Source organism: Mycobacterium spongiae, assembly GCF_018278905.1.
Classification (GTDB): Bacteria; Actinomycetota; Actinomycetes; order Mycobacteriales; family Mycobacteriaceae; genus Mycobacterium; species Mycobacterium spongiae.
In genome coordinates, this window is sequence record NZ_CP046600.1 from 784,579 (window position 1) to 801,177 (window position 16,599).

14 protein-coding genes and 2 pseudogenes are annotated in these 16,599 nt (G+C 66.2%); 4 read left to right on the forward strand and 12 right to left on the reverse strand.

The window, feature by feature from the left end; translation table 11 throughout:
- Positions 1–239 precede the first annotated feature (239 nt).
- Together F6B93_RS23670 and F6B93_RS03030 are read right to left on the reverse strand one after the other, a co-directional pair.
- Positions 240–1,739 (reverse strand): annotated as a pseudogene (locus F6B93_RS23670) (PE family protein); the annotation flags it as partial.
- Positions 1,740–2,377: 638 nt separating this feature from the next.
- Positions 2,378–2,872, reverse strand: coding sequence for a cupin domain-containing protein (locus F6B93_RS03030; RefSeq protein ID WP_211697675.1), 495 nt, complete (start codon positions 2,870–2,872; stop codon positions 2,378–2,380).
- 444 nt (positions 2,873–3,316) lie between these two features.
- Here F6B93_RS03030 and groL point away from each other — a divergent pair, with 444 nt between their 5' ends.
- Entirely contained in the window at positions 3,317–4,942 is a 1,626-nt protein-coding gene (groL, locus tag F6B93_RS03035; protein WP_211697676.1) for a chaperonin GroEL, read from the forward strand.
- Positions 4,943–5,054: 112 nt separating this feature from the next.
- Here the strand turns inward: groL and F6B93_RS03040 are convergent, their stop codons facing one another.
- From F6B93_RS03040 to F6B93_RS03050, 3 genes are read right to left on the reverse strand one after another with little or no spacing between them, the layout of a single operon-like run.
- Positions 5,055–5,510: a pyridoxamine 5'-phosphate oxidase family protein gene (locus F6B93_RS03040; RefSeq protein WP_211697677.1), complete on the reverse strand. Its 456-nt coding sequence runs from the start codon at positions 5,508–5,510 to the stop codon at positions 5,055–5,057.
- A 52-nt stretch (positions 5,511–5,562) separates the two neighbouring features.
- On the reverse strand, positions 5,563–7,062 hold the full coding sequence (locus F6B93_RS03045; protein ID WP_211697678.1) for a PPE family protein: 1,500 nt from the start codon (positions 7,060–7,062) through the stop codon (positions 5,563–5,565).
- A gap of 40 nt (positions 7,063–7,102) precedes the next feature.
- The gene (locus F6B93_RS03050) at positions 7,103–8,836 is read right to left on the reverse strand and encodes an N-acyl-D-amino-acid deacylase family protein (protein ID WP_211697679.1); all 1,734 of its coding nucleotides are present in this window, start codon (positions 8,834–8,836) and stop codon (positions 7,103–7,105) included.
- Positions 8,837–8,992: 156 nt separating this feature from the next.
- Between F6B93_RS03050 and F6B93_RS03055 the strand changes: the two genes are divergently transcribed.
- The 3 genes from F6B93_RS03055 (at position 8,993) to F6B93_RS03065 (ending at position 10,831) form a co-directional block, all read left to right on the forward strand.
- Positions 8,993–9,373 carry a thiol-disulfide oxidoreductase DCC family protein gene (locus F6B93_RS03055; protein WP_211697680.1) on the forward strand — a complete coding sequence of 127 codons (381 nt, stop codon included), beginning with the start codon at positions 8,993–8,995 and terminating at the stop codon, positions 9,371–9,373.
- Between the two features lie 66 nt (positions 9,374–9,439).
- Positions 9,440–9,964, forward strand: coding sequence for a mycothiol transferase (locus F6B93_RS03060; protein ID WP_211697681.1), 525 nt, complete (start codon positions 9,440–9,442; stop codon positions 9,962–9,964).
- 9 nt (positions 9,965–9,973) lie between these two features.
- On the forward strand, positions 9,974–10,831 hold the full coding sequence (locus F6B93_RS03065) for a hypothetical protein (RefSeq protein ID WP_211697682.1): 858 nt from the start codon (positions 9,974–9,976) through the stop codon (positions 10,829–10,831).
- Positions 10,832–10,871: 40 nt separating this feature from the next.
- On the opposite strand, the gene F6B93_RS03070 is transcribed toward F6B93_RS03065, so the two are convergent.
- The 7 genes and pseudogenes from F6B93_RS03070 to F6B93_RS03095 all read right to left on the reverse strand — a co-directional run bounded on the left by F6B93_RS03070 (position 10,872) and on the right by F6B93_RS03095 (position 16,541).
- A complete protein-coding gene (locus F6B93_RS03070) occupies positions 10,872–11,576 on the reverse strand; it encodes an anti-sigma factor (RefSeq protein ID WP_211697683.1) in 705 nt (234 codons plus the stop codon).
- A gap of 117 nt (positions 11,577–11,693) precedes the next feature.
- Positions 11,694–11,784: pseudogene (locus F6B93_RS23675) on the reverse strand (sirohydrochlorin chelatase); the annotation flags it as partial.
- A complete protein-coding gene (locus F6B93_RS03075; RefSeq protein WP_211697684.1) occupies positions 11,781–12,344 on the reverse strand; it encodes a sigma-70 family RNA polymerase sigma factor in 564 nt (187 codons plus the stop codon). The gene F6B93_RS03075 and the pseudogene F6B93_RS23675, both read right to left, overlap by 4 nt.
- 48 nt (positions 12,345–12,392) lie before the next feature.
- Positions 12,393–13,175 carry a DUF1295 domain-containing protein gene (locus tag F6B93_RS03080; protein WP_211697685.1) on the reverse strand — a complete coding sequence of 261 codons (783 nt, stop codon included), beginning with the start codon at positions 13,173–13,175 and terminating at the stop codon, positions 12,393–12,395.
- The gene (locus F6B93_RS03085) at positions 13,172–14,464 is read right to left on the reverse strand and encodes a class I SAM-dependent methyltransferase (RefSeq protein WP_211699241.1); all 1,293 of its coding nucleotides are present in this window, start codon (positions 14,462–14,464) and stop codon (positions 13,172–13,174) included. Before F6B93_RS03085 ends, F6B93_RS03080 begins: the two co-directional genes overlap by 4 nt.
- Entirely contained in the window at positions 14,461–15,204 is a 744-nt protein-coding gene (locus tag F6B93_RS03090; protein WP_211697686.1) for a DUF1365 domain-containing protein, read from the reverse strand. The genes F6B93_RS03085 and F6B93_RS03090 overlap by 4 nt, the downstream gene beginning before the upstream one ends.
- On the reverse strand, positions 15,198–16,541 hold the full coding sequence (locus F6B93_RS03095) for an NAD(P)/FAD-dependent oxidoreductase (RefSeq protein WP_211697687.1): 1,344 nt from the start codon (positions 16,539–16,541) through the stop codon (positions 15,198–15,200). Before F6B93_RS03095 ends, F6B93_RS03090 begins: the two co-directional genes overlap by 7 nt.
- Positions 16,542–16,599 lie beyond the last annotated feature (58 nt).

Below are 16,599 nucleotides of genomic sequence, written 5' to 3' on the forward strand. Positions count from 1 at the left end.
CCCTGACCACCATCGCCACCATCGCCACCGAGACCGATGGCACCGGCGGCACCGGCCTGGCTGAAGATGTTGCCGGCACCGCCGGCGCCGGCCCGACCCGCGGCGCCGCCGAGGCCGCCATCACCACCCTCGCCACCGACACCGGTCAGGCCCTCAGCCCCGGTACCACCGGCCCCGCCTTGCCCGCCGATCCCGGCGGCTCCGCCGGCCCCGCCCGGACCGAACAGCAAAGCAGCCCGACCCCCGGCCCCACCGTTGCCGCCGAGCCCGCCGGCACCACCGTCACCACCGCCGCCACCATCGCCGACACCGTCGGCACCGGCCTTGCCCGCACCCCCGGCCCCGCCGGCCCCGCCGTCACCACCGCGCATGAACAGCCCGCCGCGCCCGCCGGCACCCCCGCTACCGCCGTCACCACCGACACTGCCGGTGGTGGCCGCCACGCCACCCGCACCCCCGGCACCACCGGCACCACCGACGCCGAACAGCCACCCCGGATTGCCGCCGACACCGCCGTCGCCACCGGTACCGCCGGGGGCACCGACCCCGCCGGCCCCGCCGGCGCCGCCGAAACCAATCAGCTGCCCGGCATGACCACCGTTACCGCCGGCCCCGCCGCCGATACCGCCCACGCCGCCGTGACCGCCGTCACCAATAATCAGGCCGCTGTTGCCGCCAGCACCCCCAGCCCCACCATCAATGCCGCCGAATCCGCCGGCACCGCCATCGCCGAACAACAACGCCCCGTTACCGCCGGCCCCGCCGCCGATACCACCGCTACCGCCGGCACCGCCAGCACCGCCGTCACCGAACACCCAGCCGCCATCACCGCCGCGTCCGCCGCCAGCACCGCCGGTGCCGCCATCGCCGAACACCAGGCCGCCATGGCCGCCGGTGCCGCCGACGAACCGGCCGCCGTCGCCACCGGCGCCGCCGTCCCCGCCACGGCCCCACAACCCCGCGTTCCCGCCGGCCCCACCGGTCTGACCAGAGCCGCCGGCCCCGCCAGCACCACCACTGCCGAAGAACGCGCCACTGTGCCCGCCCGCACCACCGGTGCCACCGCCGGCACCCCCGGTGCCCCCGGCGCCACCGATACCGCCGTTACCGATTAGCCAGGCACGTCCGCCCGCACCACCGGTGCCGCCACCGATCCCGCCGGACCCGCCGTTACCGCCACTGCCATACAGCCACCCACCAGAGCCACCGGCGCCACCGTTAGCGCCGATACCGCCCGCACCGCCGTTGCCGCCGTTGCCCAACAACCCGGCCGACCCGCCGGCCCCGCCGGCCTGCCCGGCTGCCCCGGCGGCGCCGCTGCCGCCGCTACCTAACAGCAGCCCACCATCACCACCGGCACCACCAGGAGTGGTCGCGTTGGCGCCATCGCCGATCAGGGGGCGGCCCAACAAGGCCAGGGTGGGGCCGTTGATCAGGTTGAGCAGGGTCTGCTCGACGTTGGTGGCCTCCGCGGCCGCATACGAGGCCGCGCCGCCCTGCAGCGTCTGCAGGAACTGTTCGTGATAGGCGGCGACTTGGGCGCTGATCGCCTGGTACTCCTGGCCGTACATGCCGAACATGGCCGCGATACGCGCCGAGACCTCATCGGCGCCGGCGGCCAGCACCTCGGTGGTGGCCGCGGCCGCCGCGGAGTTCGCGGCTTCCAGGGTCGAGCCAATACTCGCCAAATCCCCGATCGAGGCGGCGAGCAGGTCGGGGGTTATCGAGACGAACGACATGTGGCGGCTCCCGTTAGTGCGCGGCAACAGTCAGGGACCGCATCCACCCACAAATTGATGCGATCGTCATTTTGAAGGGTATATCGTCATTTTGAAACGTATTTCGTCTTTGGTTAACCGATTTGGTGGTTCCGCTAAACCTGCGGTTGGCCCCAGTTGGTTTGGCCCACGGTTTGTGAGAGTTGTGTGGTCCCGTGTGACGGGCGGGAGCTGGTATGACCGCGAGCAGATCGTGCCCCGGTATATTTCGACTGATCGGCTGCTGGTCGCCATGGGTGAGACGCGACGCGACGTCGTGCGGTGACCAGCCTGTCTCGGAGGCGAAGCGTCACCGACGGCCTAGCGCGTTGGGTGGCGATAGCCCGGGAGCGACACACCTTTGTCCAGATCTTTGTCCGGATCATGCGACGACACGAGCCGCAATCCATGCCAGATAGCTATTGACCAACACCTTCGAAGAAGGCCACGGGGCTGCCGGGCCGGGTAGCTGATGGCTGGGGCGCCGGGGGCAACGTTGGGTTGGCCGGCAACGGCAGCAATGGCGGTGGCGCCGGAACAAGGGGTGAGGCTACGCGGAGCCGGTTGAGGCGGACAGTCAGGCGGAACTGGACGGACAGGTTGACCTAGCCGGTTTGCCGCTACTGGATCCAGTAGTTGTCGTGGTGGATGAAGAACTCGCGGCGTTCGTCGTCAGTCATGTCGACAAGACCGGCCAAGCCTTCGAAGTAGCCCTGACGGGGTCCGCCCGGAGCGAACAGGATAAGGATCGATGCCGGTTCGTCAGCTTCGTTGCTAAAACCGTGCACCCCGCCCGGCGGCACGTAGAGGTAGTCCCCAGCAGATGCGTCGACCCAGTCCTGGCCGTTATGCATGCGCATCCTCCCAGTCAGGATGAAAAACGACTCGGACATCGTCTTGTGGAAGTGTGGGCCGGGTCCGCCGCCGCGAGGGGCGATCTCTAGTCGGAACAGGCCGAAGTCACCGTCGGTGGAGGTCTGAGTGGCCAAGTAGTGGAACTTGTTGCCGCCCAATTCATAGTCGGGCGGCTCGTCTCCACGCTTCAGCCATGCACTGACTTCACCGCGATCGCCGGTGTACCGGGGCGGCGGATACGGCGGCACTGCGAGCGACATCAACCAAGTATTGCGGTTGCCGTACCCACAAGCTAGGGCCGAAGAGCTCGCCCGGGCGGGGTTTGATGGTCCGGCTCCTCAGCGTGCCGCGCCCCGGCGCGCATCGTCGCCGGGGCGGGGTTTGATGGCCCGGCTCCTCGGCGTGCCGCGCCCCGGCGCGCATCGTCGCCGGGCGGGGTTTGATGGCCCGGCTCCTCAGCGTGCCGCGCCCCGGCGCGCATCGTCGCCGGGCGCCTTGCACTCGGCATAGGCGAGTGCTAAGAATGACGTTGGCACTCGCGACCGGCGAGTGCTAGGTCGGGACGGTGAGACTGGGCTCTGTCGTGGTCCCCACGGCAGTCGTGGTCGTCCGTCGCGGGCACTGCACCCGGCCAGCGTAAGTAATGGGGTCGACCCTCACCCGGTCACCCCGTTTCATTCCCGATCCGGAGGAATCACTTCGCAATGGCCAAGACAATTGCGTACGACGAAGAGGCCCGTCGCGGCCTTGAGCGGGGTCTGAACAGCCTCGCCGACGCGGTAAAGGTGACGTTGGGGCCCAAGGGCCGCAACGTGGTCCTGGAAAAGAAGTGGGGCGCCCCCACGATCACCAACGATGGTGTATCCATCGCCAAGGAGATCGAACTGGAGGACCCCTACGAGAAGATCGGCGCCGAGCTGGTCAAGGAAGTCGCCAAGAAGACCGATGACGTCGCTGGTGACGGCACCACGACGGCCACGGTGCTGGCCCAGGCGCTGGTTCGTGAGGGCTTGCGCAACGTCGCAGCCGGAGCCAACCCGCTGGGTCTCAAGCGCGGCATCGAGAAGGCAGCCGAGAAGATCACCGAGACCCTGCTCAAGGGGGCCAAGGAGGTCGAGACCAAGGAGCAAATTGCGGCCACCGCCGCGATTTCGGCGGGGGACCAGTCGATTGGCGACCTGATCGCCGAGGCGATGGACAAGGTCGGCAACGAGGGCGTCATCACCGTCGAAGAGTCCAACACCTTTGGTCTGCAGCTTGAACTCACCGAGGGCATGCGCTTCGACAAGGGCTACATCTCGGGCTACTTCGTAACCGACGCCGACCGTCAGGAAGCGGTCTTGGAGGAGCCCTACATCCTGCTGGTCAGCTCCAAGGTCTCCACGGTCAAGGATCTGTTGCCGTTGCTGGAGAAGGTCATCCAGGCCGGCAAACCGCTGCTGATCATCGCCGAGGACGTCGAGGGCGAGGCGCTGTCCACCCTGGTCGTCAACAAGATCCGTGGCACCTTCAAGTCAGTGGCGGTCAAGGCTCCCGGCTTCGGTGACCGGCGCAAGGCGATGCTGCAGGACATGGCGATTCTTACCGGCGGTCAGGTCATCAGCGAAGAGGTTGGGCTCAGCCTGGAGAACGCTGACTTGTCGCTGCTGGGTAAGGCCCGCAAGGTGGTCATCACCAAGGACGAGACCACGATCGTCGAGGGCGCTGGCGACACCGAAGCCATCGCCGGGCGAGTCTCCCAGATTCGCGCAGAGATCGAGAACAGCGACTCCGACTACGACCGGGAGAAGCTGCAGGAGCGCCTGGCCAAGCTCGCCGGGGGCGTCGCGGTGATCAAAGCCGGTGCCGCCACTGAGGTAGAGCTCAAGGAGCGCAAGCACCGCATCGAGGACGCGGTGCGCAACGCTAAGGCAGCGGTTGAGGAGGGCATCGTCGCCGGTGGCGGTGTGACCCTACTGCAAGCCGCCCCGGTGCTGGACGAGCTGAAGCTCTCCGGCGACGAGGCGACCGGCGCCAATATCGTCCGGGTGGCTTTGGAGGCTCCGCTCAAGCAGATCGCCTTCAACTCCGGGTTGGAGCCCGGCGTGGTGGCCGAGAAGGTGCGAAACCTTGCGGCCGGCCAGGGCCTCAACGCCGCCACCGGTGAGTACGAGGATCTGCTCGCCGCCGGCGTTGCCGACCCGGTCAAGGTGACCCGCTCTGCGTTGCAGAACGCCGCGTCCATTGCGGGGCTGTTCCTGACCACGGAGGCAGTTGTCGCCGACAAGCCGGAGAAGGCGGCCGCTCCGGCGGCCGACCCGACTGGCGGCATGGGTGGCATGGACTTCTAGTCCAGCGACCCCAGATATCCGAGCGGGCCGCGTTGCGGCCTTAAGCTGGACAGTCGGTTCGAGTCCGAGTACGAAAAAGCCCGGTCCCGTTGGGGCCGGGCTTTTTCGTGCACTACGCCGGTTCGGCGAACACCACACAGTCGTGCCGGCAGCCTTTTGCAGCCGCAGGTGAGTCCGGATCGGCGTCGCGGTGCAGCAACGCCCGAGTAGGCACGACAGTGCACCGCGCGGTCGCGGCCTCGTCGTCGCCGTTGGAGCCCGTGTCGTCGTGAGCCTCCGCGCGGCCGTCGACGATCAGGGAGTAGCCGCCCGGTTCGGGTGGGGGCCACAACAGTGTGACGTCACTGCGCCGGGTGAGATTTACTCGGGTGCGCCCGCCGATCAACCCGGCGTCGACAATCGTCCGGGGTCCATCGGGGCCGTCAAGGGACTCCCGCAATACCGGCTCGACCGCAACGGTGTGTATGCGGTAGCCGTCATCGACAGTGATCAGGTAGGCGAACGGATAGTCGGCCAGGGCAGCCGCCAGGCGCTTGAGGTCTACCTTCTTGGCGTTCTTAGCACCCATGGATTCGAGCATAGGCCGCACGTGGCTCGGTGCCGGTGGGTGTTGCGCGGTGCTAGTCCGTCCTGACTGGCAACAGTCTGATGACGTTGTTGACGTCCCCGGGCTCCTGTTCGTCCGCCGGGTAGAAGCTGGACTTGGGGATGCCTGCGGGTGGAGTGCTCGGGTTGCCGATGGCCGGTTCACGCACGCCTGCGTTGCGCATAGCGGCCTCGTTGGTGCCCGGGTTGTAGACGCTCGTGTAGCCCGGGGCTCGGAGGCCGGTGTTGGCAGCACCTGCCGTATTGGCGGCGTTTGCCGAGTTGGCGGCGCCGCTGCCGGGATTGCCTGGCTCGAAGCTGCCAGTAGGGGCGCTGGCTGGAGCGGCGACTGGCGCATTGACCGGGCCTGCCGTGGCGACCGGGGGTGGGTTGATGGGGCCCGCGAGTGCGGGGGTGAGCCCGCCGGTATTTGCCATCGCCGAGCCGAGAAGGCCGGAACTTAGCGCTACAGTGCCGCCCGTCGCGTAGCTGGCCGAGCTGGCCAGCCCTGCGTCCATGCCGGCCGCGCTTTCCACGCCAACGCCCTGCATGCTTGACGACCACAAGCCGGAGCCCATGCTGCCGACGCCGCCCAAACCGGCGTCGGCCAACCCCGAGTTTCCTAGGCCCGTGTTGAGCGAGCCCGAATTGCCGACGCCCATGTTTCCGTCGCCGGAGTTGAAGAAGCCGACGTTCCCGGTACCGGAGTTGCCGAAGCCAACGTTGTCGCTACCGGAGTTGAGGCCGCCGAAACCGACCTGGCCTTCGCCGGTGATCCCGAATCCGACGTTCCCGGTGCCGGTGTTACCGAAACCAATGTTGGAGTCACCGAGGTTGCCAAAGCCCATGTTGCCGCTGCCGGTGTTTCCGCTGCCGACGTTGCCGCTGCCGGTGTTTCCGCTGCCCAGGTTGTAGTTGCCGCTGTTGTTGTTGCCGATGTTGCCGCTGCCGGTGTTGCCGAATCCGAGGTTGACCGAGCCGTTCTTGCCGATGTCGATACCGAGGTTCCGCAGCACCTGTTGCCAAGGAGCCAGGTGTTCGGCCGCCGCCGATGCGTCGAAGTGGTAGCCCACCATTGCCGCGACGTCCAACGCCCACATCTGCTCGTAGGCGGCCTCGACATCCATAATGGCTGGAGTATTGAAACCGAACCAGTTCGTGTTCGCCAACACCTGCATCAGGCCCCGGTTGGCTTCCACTACCGCGGGCTGCACGGTCGCAGCCAGCGCTGTTTCAAACGCCGTAGCCGTTGCTGCAGCCTGCGCGGCCGCCTGTTCCGCCTGAGCTGCCGCGGCACTGAGCCATGACATGTACTGGGTGGCGACGGCCATCATCGCCGCTGCCGAGGGGCCCACCCAAGCACCGCTGGTCAGCTCGGATGTCACCGAGCTGAACGAGGTCGCCGACGAGATCAACTCTTCGGCCAGTCCGCCCCAGGCCGCGGCCGCGGCAAGTAGCGGCCCCGCTCCGGGACCGGCGAACATTAGTGCCGAGTTGATCTCAGGCGGCAACCACGCAAAATGCGGGCTTGTCACTGAACCAACTTAACTTCCAGCGCCCGCTGGCGTGGCCGGATTAGCCAGACACAGGGGCAGGTTTACGCCCGCGGACCAACTTCCCAGGTCGCGCAGGGGTCGGAACACCGTTTTCGGCGATGATCTGACCGGAAACCAGAGTCGCAATGTAGCCCTCGGCGGATTGGTCGAGGCGGCGGCCGCCGGCGGGCAAGTCGTAGGTGATGACCGGCTTGTGCAGCCGCAGCGCGGCGTGGTCGATGATGTTGAGATCGGCTTTGTAGCCGGTCGCGATGCGCCCGCGGTCGCCTAGCCCGGCAACGCGGGCCGGGACGGACGTCAGTTCGCGGATGGCTTCGGCGACCGTAAACTGTCCCGACTTCCGGTCGCGGGCCCAATGGGCGAGAAAGAACGTCGAGTAGCTGGCGTCGCAGATCATGCCGTAATGTGCGCCACCGTCTCCGAGACCGAGCACTACGTCCTCGCGGTGCAGCAGCTGGCCCACGGTGTCCAGCGAGTTGTTCTCCAGGTTGCTTGTCGCAACCAGCAGCATGGCCTGGCCCTCGTTGTCGAGCAGCCGGTCATAGGCTTCCTCCATCGGGCTTACCCCCCGAGCCCGCGCCCGGGCCCCGATGCTGGTCGAGGGGTCGGGCTCGTATTGGGGGTCGTCATCGAGCGGGAAGATCCAATCCCAGGCCTGAGCCACGTACAGGATCGGGTGACCGTCGCCGGGTTTGTCGGCCAGTATGCGGGCACGGACCTCGGGTTTGCGCATTTCGGCCACCCGTTCGGCCAGTGGCAGGTGGGCGATCTCGCGGTAGCTGGGATACAGCACGAACGGGTTGGCAGTCAGCTGCAACCCGATGATCAGCCCGATCGGACGCGGCAGCAGTTGTGCCGTGACGACGGACCCCGCTGTCGCCCGGCTATTGGCCTTTTCCACCATGGTGATGGCGTCCGGCCACGTGGGTTCGCCGGTGTTGGCGACGACCAGCGTAAACGTCACCGGCAAGCCGACCTCTTCGGCGACGTCGAACACCGTCTGGAGCACCGGTTGATAACCGCCGGCCGGAATGTCGGGCACAAATTGCAGCAGGCCACCGCCGCCGTCCACAACGCCGCGGGCGATCTCCTCGATCTCCCCACGAGCGGCGTCATAGCTGGGGATCTGTGCACCGCTCTCGGTCTTGTGGATCGCCAGCCGGGAGGACGCAAAGCCCAGTGCCCCAATCTCGATAGCCTCCTTGGCCAGTGCCCGCATCTTCGCCAGATCCTGGGCAGTGGCTGGCGCGCGGTCGGCGCCCCGCTGTCCCATCACGTAGACCCGCAACGGGGAATGGGGGAGATAGACGGCGACATCAATATCGCGCTTGCCTGCGTCCAGCGCATCCATGTACTCGGGGAAGGATTCCCAGGTCCACGGCAGCCCGTCAGTCATGACGACCCCCGGGATGTCCTCGACACCGGCCATCACGTCGACGAGTACCTCGTGATCCTCCTTGCGACAGGGCGCGAAGCCGACGCCGCAGTTGCCCATCACCGCCGTGGTTACCCCGTGCGCCGAGGATGGCGTTAGCCGATCCGACCAGATGGCCTGGCCGTCGTAGTGGGTGTGCAGGTCGACGAAGCCGGGTGTGACCAGCAATCCAGTCGCGTCGATCTCCCTCGCGGCATCTCCGTCGACGGCGCCGACAGCTGCGATGACGCCGTCGTGCACCGCGACGTCGCCAACGTACGGCTCGCCACCCAGTCCGTCGACGATGGTGCCACTGCGGATCAGAAGGTCGTAGGTCATCTAACTAATCTACGACCGTGTCGGTGGCTGATGCCAGGATCGATGATGTGCGACGTAGTGGCCTTGTCGGCGGGCAACTCAGCCGACGCTTCTCTCAGGGAAAATACTTGGTCTCTCAGCGAAAATACTGGCAGGCCTAGGGCGGGAAGGGTGGGCATGGAGGGCACGTTGTTCTTCGACGGCAAGTGCGGCATGTGCACTCGGAGCCGCGATCTGGTGGTAAAGCTAGATCGGCGCGGACGCGTGGCGACGGAACCCTTTCAGCGGCCCGGGTCCGCGGAAAGATTGGGTATTGCGGCACACCGGCTGGGGGAGTCGGTGTGGTGGTTGGACTCCTCAGGGGCGGTATATGGTGGCGCCGAGGCCGCAAATGCTGCCCTGTCGGCTGCGCTGGGCACTGGGCTGCCGCTGCTGATCTACCGTCGGATCCCGGGGATGCGGCGGCTGCAGGAGCGTCTCTACACCTGGGTAGCGGCCAACCGGTATCGCTTTCCCGGGACTACTCCCCAGTGCGAAGCTCATCCCGAGACCTGCTGACAAACGCGCAGGTTGAGCCCGGCGCTGTCCATGCCGGAGCCGCTGCAACGGCGTAGGGTCACCGGTATGTCAGGCGCCAAGGCTAGGGCCGATGCGGCCCAGGAGTTGCTGCGCGACGCATTCACCCGGCTGATCGAACACGTCGACGAACTCACCGACGAGCTGACTGACGACGTCTCCAACTATCGGCCGACCGCACACGCCAACGGCATCGCCTGGCTGATCTGGCACAGCGCACGGGTTCAGGACATTCAGGTTGCCCATATCGCGGGCGTCGAAGAAGTGTGGACCCGAGACGGCTGGGTGGACCGCTTTGCGCTGGATCTGCCCCGGCACGACACCGGCTACGGGCATACTCCCGCGGATCTGGTGAAGGTGCGGGCACCCGCGGACTTGCTGTCCGCCTACTACCACGCGGTGCACAAACTCACGCTCGATTACGTTGCCGGCGTGACCGCCGACGAGCTATCCCGTGTGATCGACACCAGCTGGGATCCGCCAGTGACCGCCAGCGCGCGGTTGGTGAGTATCGTCGACGACTGCGCGCAACACCTTGGCCAGGCCGCATACCTGCGGGGGATTGCCCAGTAGGTTCTATCCGTGCGATTCCTGGCGGCTGTGCTGTTTTGGCTGGCCACGACGCTTGCGCTCGCGGTCGCGGTCCCGGTGGTGTGGGCGCAGCGCAATGTCGTCGATGCGGACGGCTACGCCGCCTTGGCCCAGAAGGCGGCCGATGATCCGGCCCTGCAGGCCGCCATGGCGGCTGAGTTGACCTCCCGGGCGATGACGCTGATCGCCGAGCGTAGCGGGCAGCGCTCTCCGGTCGACAGCTCAGTGGTGCACGAGGCCGCCATCGCCTTCACGACGAGCCCATCGTTTCCGCCGCTGTTCGCTCACGTGGGCCGCGCCGCACACAGCTGGTTGTTCAGCGAGCCGCGGCCACACAACGGCGAGCAATGGGTGGTCGACTTGGCGCCGATGCTCAAAGACGACAGCTCGCTGCAGCAGTTGTTGAGCAGCTACAACGTGAAGGTACCGGCGACGCTGACCGTTCCGTTGACCGTCTCGGCACCGTTGGCGGAGGGGTCGATGCGGCAAGGACAGTTGCGGCGGCTAGCCGTCTGGGGGCCCTGGGTGAGCGTTGGTGCGGTAGCCGTGAGCGGTGTCTGCGCACTAGCGACCCTGGTGGCCGCGCGGCGCCGCGGCAAGGCGCTGGCCAGCTTGGGCGTTTCGGCGCTGCTGGTGGGTGCGGCCGGGTGGGCGGGAATCGAGATCGCCGGGCGTTATGTCAACGACGCGCTTAACAGGACCACCGGCGACATCCGCCGGGTCGCCGACGTGATGGTCAGCCATGCCGAGGACAGCATGCACCTATGGCTTAACGTCACGCTGGTCGGTGGTGTGGCGCTGGTGGTACTTGGCGTGTCCGTCGCGATGCTAGGCAGCCTCTTCACGTGATTTGTGCCGCGTTGCCCTGGTGGTCGTGCTGTTCCCTCGCTCACCCAAGGGGCAGCTCGGCCAGGAACGTGCCGGTCGGTTCCACCGATCCGGTGCCAGGTTCGACGGTGAACGCCAGCGCCCTTGAGGTGCCGAGGTCGCTCAAAGTGGCTGTTGTCGAAGGAGTCACCGCCGCCGCGCCCATGGTCCCCGCCGACGTCGGTCCCTTGGCGCCGAGCAACCACATCTGATAAACGGTGCCCGGAGCCGGCGGCGGCACATTGTTCATCACAAGTACGCCTGCATTGCGGTCCCGGGAGAACATGACCGTGGCGGTTCCTGGGCCGAGTGAGCCAGAGATCGTTTGCACGTCGGGTGCCGCCAAGACTTGATCCGCGACCGTCGGGGTTGGCGATGGCCGCGTTAGCGCCCCGAGGCCGAACGCCGCGAGCCCTATGGCGATTGCGGCCGCGGATGCCACAACAGCCAAAACAGTTTTGCGCCAACGTGATTGACGCTCAACGCTAAGTTCTAGGACAGCCAGGGTAGCGGCGCGCAGCTGCGCTGGCGGCTCGACCATCGTGGTGGCCGACACGACTGCCATCGTCTCGCGGACAGCGCGAACTTCTTCATTGAAGGCGGCCGCCACCGGTGCGGGCACCGCGGCAACCTGCCGGTCGATAGCGGCCCGCTCGTCGTCTGATACGGCATGCAGGGCATACGGAGTCGCCAGCTCGAGCAGCTCGAAGTCAGCGGGCTCAGTCATATGCGCCGCTCCTCCCCATCGCTGCGCTCTGCATCGTCGCCGGCGCGGTCATTAGCGCCGCTCCTGCGCATCGCTGCGCTCTGCATCGTCGCCGGCGCGGTCATTAGCGCCGCTCCTGCGCATCGCTGCGCTCTGCATCGTCGCCGGCGCGGTCATTAGCGCCGCTCCTGCGCATCGCTGCGCTCTGCATCGTCGCCGGCGCGGTCATGACACGTCCAGGCAGTTGCGCAACCCCCGCAGCGCGTCGCGCATCCGGGACTTGACCGTGGACAAGTTGGCCGCCAAGCGTTGCGATACGTCGGCATACGTCAGCCCGCCGTAGTAGGCCATTTCGATGCATTGCCGCTGCGCATCGGTCAACGCGTCCAGACACTCGGTCACCCGGCGCCGCTCATCACCGGCGATGGCGGAGTCGGCGACGACGTCGCTGGCAGGATCAATATTGGCGACGGCGTACCGGGATTCCCGCTGCCCACCGGCTTGCTCGGCACGCACCCGATCGACAGCGCGTCGGTGGGACATGGTCAGCAGCCAGGCGAGGGCCGAACCTTTTCCGGGGTCATAGACCGATGCTGTCCGCCACACCTCAAGATAGATCTCCTGGGTGGTTTCCTCGCTGTAGCCGGTATCACGTAGCACCCGTATCACCAGTCCGTACACCCGGGCCTTGGTGTGATCGTAGAACGCGGCGAAGGCGTCGGTATCGCCGCTCGCAATGCGAAGCAGCAACGCGTCGAGGTCGTTGCTGCGCCGTGGCGGTCCGGTCATCGATCGGTAGCCTATCGCCACCGACGACCGTGGTTGGCACACCGGTGGTCATGGGCGCGCCCACTGCGGCGGTCGGGGTACGAAATACGCGGTCCGCCGCTGGTATTCGGCAAAGCCGGGACGACCGTTCATGTACTTCTCGGTCAGCCGAGCCCCACTGACATTCACCAGGAAGTAGGTCATGACCATTGGCGAGGCCACCGTCACCAGTGGCAACCAACCGTTGACGGTGATCAGCCACAGCCCCCACCAGACGCAGGCATCGCCGAAGTAGTTGGGGTGGCGCGTCCACGCCCAGAGGCCGCGGTCCATGACCTTGCCGCGGTTGGCCTGGTCGGATTTGAATGCCCGCAGCTGCCGGTCGCCCACCGCTTCGAAGGTGAGACCGACACCCCACAGGGCCAAACCCACGCCCGCGACCGCCAGGAGCGGCTTCGGTGTCGGCCCGGTGACCGCCGACAGCTGCAGTGGGAACGAGATGAACAGGGTCAAAGACCCCTGCAGTACGAAGACCTTGCGCACCACCCGAGCGGTCGTGGCCCCGCGCAGCAGGTCGGCGTAGCGCGGATCTTCGCCCTTGCCGGCGGTCTTCCGGTATACGTGCCAGCTCAGGCGCAGGCCCCAAATCGAGACCAGTGCCAACAGCAGCCACCGGCGGGTGGGATCACCGTGACCGAGCAAGGCGCAAACAGCTGCGACCCCGACGAAGCCCAGGCCCCAGGCGACGTCGACGACGTTGTACCGGCCGATCCTCCTACCGATCACGAAGGCGGTCGAATGCACGACTGCCAGTGCTAGGGCCGAGACGCCGGATACGGCAACGATATTCACGGGTTGGTCCTACATTCGAACGTCCATTGGTACACGTCGAGGTAGCCGGACCTGAACCCCGCCTCTGAGTAGGCCAGGTACAGCTCCCACATCCGTTGAAACACGTCATCGAAGCCCAAGTGCACCAACGCATCTCGTTTCTGAATGAACTGTTCCCGCCACAGCCGCAAAGTCTCGGCGTAATGCGGTCGCAGTGAGGCGGTATCGATTGTGCGCAAACCGGTCTGGCGTTCGGTGATTTCGACGATGGCCTGTGTGGAAGGCAGCAGTCCACCGGGGAAGATGTACTTTTGCATCCACGTCTGGGTGTTGCGGGTGGCCTTCATTCGATGGTGCGGCATTGTGATTGCCTGAATCGCTACGCGACCACCAGGCCTGACAAGGCGTTCGAGCGTTCCGAAGTATGTCGGCCACGAACGGTATCCCACTGCTTCGATCATCTCGACCGAGACAATGGCGTCGTAGCCGGTCCCAACCTGGGTGACGTCGCGGTAATCGCACAGGTCGATCTGAACCAAATGGGACAGGCCGGCCGCGGCAACGCGCTGACGCGCTAGCCGTTGCTGTTCTGTCGAGAGGGTCACCGACTGGACTTGGGCTCCCCGAGCCGCGGCCTGGATGCAGAGCTCGCCCCATCCGGTGCCGATTTCCAGCACTCGGCTGCCATGCTCGACCCCGGCGGCGTCGAGAAGCCGGTCGATCTTGCGGCGTTGAGCTGCGGCCAAGTCGTGCCACGTTGCCGGCAAGTCGCTGAACAACGCAGACGAGTACGTCATCGTCTCGTCGAGAAACTCGGCGAACAGATCGTTGGACAGGTCATAGTGCTCGGCGACGTTGCGGCGGGCCTGATCTCGGCTGGGGTCCCGCCATATCGGCTGAAAGGCCGGCGCGATCGGTCGCAGCCAGTGCAGTGCTCGCGGCACCAGGTCGCCCACCGATTCGGCGAACACCGTCAGCACTCCGGTCAGGTCATTCGATGACCATTCGCCGGCCATATAGGACTCGCCGAATCCGATGAGTCCATGGCGTCCGACCCGGCGCGCGAACGCTTCCGGCTCGTGCAACACCAGGGTGGGGGACATCGGATTGTCGGCGCCAACCAGTGTTCCGTCGGGGTGGATCAGGCGAAGCGGCAGGCGGGCGGCGGCCCGATGCAGCAGCCCGCGGGCGATCGCGGCTGATGCCGTGGCGACCAGTCCGGACGGGACCTTGGCCACCGCGGGCCAGCGCTGCGAGTCTATTGCCGCGGAACGATTTTCGACGGTTCCTTGCAACGCCCGAGCGCTCATCGCGGTACTACCGGAAGTCGACGTAGCCATAACTTTATCCCCTGTATTCGGATACGAGCGGCCACCAACAATGGGGCCAGTGGTGAAATGAACTGCATAATCGCGACTTGGGTCCACGTCGCCGGCCGCAGGTCTCCGCGCAAATTGGCGATGAAGTCCGGGAAGGTGTTTTGGCGCTGTCGGTGCAGCGAAACGGTGACGTCGACTTCTTGGCCGGGTCGTGGTGCCCGCACCGAGTAGTAGCCGTCGACCTTATTAAACGGCGACACGTAGAACTTTTTGGCTGTCACGACAGGTAGATCTGCCGGGGGCAGCAAATAGGCGTGACGCCCGCCATAGGTGTTGTGCACCTCGGCCACGACATGGCGCAGACGCCCGTCGCGGTCGTGACACCAAAAGACGCTCAACGGGTTGAAGACGTAGCCAATAACTCGGGCCTGCAGCAATGCGGTGATCTGCCCGTCGGGCATGGCGATGTCATGGTCGGCGAAGACGGCTTCCAGGCGGTCGCGCAGCGAAGCGTCGGTGGCAGACGACGGATCCTCAGAAGGAGGTTCAGCGAAATGATCATCGGGGTTGAACCGGGCGAACGGGCGAAGCCACCACGGGAGTGCAGGGAGTTCGTCGACGTCGATGTACCAGCTGTAGCTGCGGTATTCGAACGAGTGGTGTATCGGTGTGTGCCGGGAATGGGTAATTCTGGTGCGGTAGATCGCCGGTGTCGGCGCTTGCGTCAGCATCCAACTACCGCCTTCGGACGGGTAGTTGCGGGCCAGTCGGCGCCGAGTCGTCGGGCCGCGCGCAGTCCCGACGCGGCACCGTCTTCGTGGAATCCCCACCCGTGGTAGGCGCCGGCGAATACCACACGATCGTCGTCGAGGGTCGGCAATAGGCGTTGGGCGGCAACCGATTCGGGCGTATACAACGGGTGGCTGTAGGTCATCTCGGCAATCACTGACTGCGGATCGACGCGGTCATGTCCGCCGAGTGTCACCAGAAAGCGCCGGTCGCCGCTAATGCGCATGAGGCGGGTGACGTCATAGCTGACCACGACATGGTCCTTGTCCGGTGCCATTAGGTAATTCCAGGATGCCCTAGCTCGGCGGTGGCGAGGCAACACTGACTCGTCGGTGTGTAGCTGGGCGCGGTTGGTCGAGTAGGGAATCGCTCCCAGAACGGCACGCTCGGCCCGCGTTGGAACGTCGAGTAGCAGCAACGCCTGGTCGGGGTGAACGGCGACGACGGCCGCGTCAAAGAACCGCGGCGTGTGGCTACCGGCTTGCACCAGCACGCCGCTGGGCACGCGCCGCAGCGAGTGCACGGGTGTTCGGGTCAATACCTCGTCGACCCCAGCCGCAATGGCCTGCACGTAGTTGGCCGATCCACCGGTCACCGTGCGCCATCTCGGCGAGCCGAACACCGAGAGCATCCCGTGATGTTCGAGGAAGACGAAGAGATACCGGGCCGGATAACGCATGGCGTTGGCTCCGGCGCAGGACCACACCGCCGCGACCAGCGGTGTCATGAAGTGATCGATGAAGTACTGCGAGAAGCGGTGTCGATTGAGGAAGGCTTGCAGTGTCTCCAGGTTGTTTTGAGCAGCGTCGGTATCCTCGCTCAGCAGTCGAAGAGCGGCGCGGTGGAAGCGCAGGATCTCGCCAAGCATCCACAGATAGCGAGGCCGCAGGGATTGGCGGCAGGCGAACAGTCCCCCGATTCCCAGCGCACCGGCGTACTCGAGGCCAGTGTCGTCGGCTCGGACCGACATCGACATGTCCGACTCCTGGGTCGCCACGCCGAGTTCCTCGAACAAGCGACACAGCGTTGGATAGGTCCGGTCGTTGTGGACCAGGAAGGCCGAGTCGACGCCGACGACGTTCGTGCCCTCGGGGCCGGCACCGCTGTCCACATAGTGGGTGTGGGCGTGACCCCCGAGCCGTTCGTCGGCCTCATAGAGGGTGACGTGGTTGCGTCCCGACAGAACGTAGGCGGCAGTCAGGCCGGCCACACCGCTGCCAATAACGGCTACCGAGCGTCCCGTGGAACGCCAGGGCTGTATCTGCTGCACACCAGTCATTCGGAGCTGTGGACCCCTCGGATGGCTATTCCGGCCGCGTGCGGTGGCGCGTGCGGCA

Bases quoted from the DNA above. Each gene is read 5' to 3' on its own strand.
- F6B93_RS03030 (WP_211697675.1), bottom strand. From the start codon at position 2,872: ATGTCGCTCGCAGTGCCGCCGTATCCGCCGCCCCGGTACACCGGCGAT.
- groL (WP_211697676.1), top strand. From the start codon at position 3,317: ATGGCCAAGACAATTGCGTACGACGAAGAGGCCCGTCGCGGCCTTGAG.
- F6B93_RS03040 (WP_211697677.1), bottom strand. From the start codon at position 5,510: ATGGGTGCTAAGAACGCCAAGAAGGTAGACCTCAAGCGCCTGGCGGCT.
- F6B93_RS03050 (WP_211697679.1), bottom strand. From the start codon at position 8,836: ATGACCTACGACCTTCTGATCCGCAGTGGCACCATCGTCGACGGACTG.
- F6B93_RS03055 (WP_211697680.1), top strand. From the start codon at position 8,993: ATGGAGGGCACGTTGTTCTTCGACGGCAAGTGCGGCATGTGCACTCGG.
- F6B93_RS03060 (WP_211697681.1), top strand. From the start codon at position 9,440: ATGTCAGGCGCCAAGGCTAGGGCCGATGCGGCCCAGGAGTTGCTGCGC.
- F6B93_RS03070 (WP_211697683.1), bottom strand. From the start codon at position 11,576: ATGACTGAGCCCGCTGACTTCGAGCTGCTCGAGCTGGCGACTCCGTAT.
- F6B93_RS03075 (WP_211697684.1), bottom strand. From the start codon at position 12,344: ATGACCGGACCGCCACGGCGCAGCAACGACCTCGACGCGTTGCTGCTT.
- F6B93_RS03085 (WP_211699241.1), bottom strand. From the start codon at position 14,464: ATGAGCGCTCGGGCGTTGCAAGGAACCGTCGAAAATCGTTCCGCGGCA.
- F6B93_RS03090 (WP_211697686.1), bottom strand. From the start codon at position 15,204: ATGCTGACGCAAGCGCCGACACCGGCGATCTACCGCACCAGAATTACC.
- F6B93_RS03095 (WP_211697687.1), bottom strand. From the start codon at position 16,541: ATGACTGGTGTGCAGCAGATACAGCCCTGGCGTTCCACGGGACGCTCG.